The sequence below is a fragment of the Mycobacterium sp. E3339 genome, assembly GCF_001666915.1.
Classification (GTDB): Bacteria; Actinomycetota; Actinomycetes; order Mycobacteriales; family Mycobacteriaceae; genus Mycobacterium.
Genome location: NZ_LZIZ01000205.1, coordinates 1 through 547, shown reverse-complemented (window position 1 = coordinate 547; position 547 = coordinate 1). Strand labels below are relative to the sequence as shown.

1 protein-coding gene is annotated in these 547 nt (G+C 68.2%); it reads right to left on the bottom strand.

Annotated features, from left to right (window positions below; translation table 11 throughout):
- The coding region (locus A5702_RS19085; protein ID WP_369817938.1) for a glycosyltransferase at positions 1 to 547 on the bottom strand (547 nt) is incomplete at both ends.

Sequence of the window (547 nt, the reverse complement as noted above, 5' to 3'; positions counted from 1 at the left end):
CGCTTTCGCTGGGCTTGGTCATCCGGGTGGCGATCTCGCGGGCCCGGGTGGCGTAGGACGGGGTGAGGGTTTGCCGCAGGTCTGCCACCAGGGATTTGCTGGTGGTCTTCGAGAAGCGCCGGGCCGTACCGACTTCCAGTCGCTTGACCTGGGCCCCCCAGTAGGGCTGATCCGCCGAGCTCCAGAGGATCAACGTCGGAACTCCGGCGCGCAGGCTGGCGGCCGTGGTGCCCGATCCGCCATGGTGGACGACCGCGCGGCAGGCGGGGAAGACGGCCGCGTAATTGACGGGGCCGACCACCTTGACGTGGTCGAAGTGCGGGACTTCGCTGAAATCCGACCCGCCGGCGCAGATCAGTGCGCGTTCGCCCAATTGGGTGCAGGCGGTGCTGATCATCTCGACCATCTCGGTGGGGGATTCGACCGGGATGCTGCCGCTGGCGAAGCAAATCGGCGGGGATCCCGCCGCGATCCACGAGGCGACGTCGTCGTCGAGTTCGGTGGTCAGCTCCATCGTCAGCGCCCCGACGAACGGCCGCTGACCGTC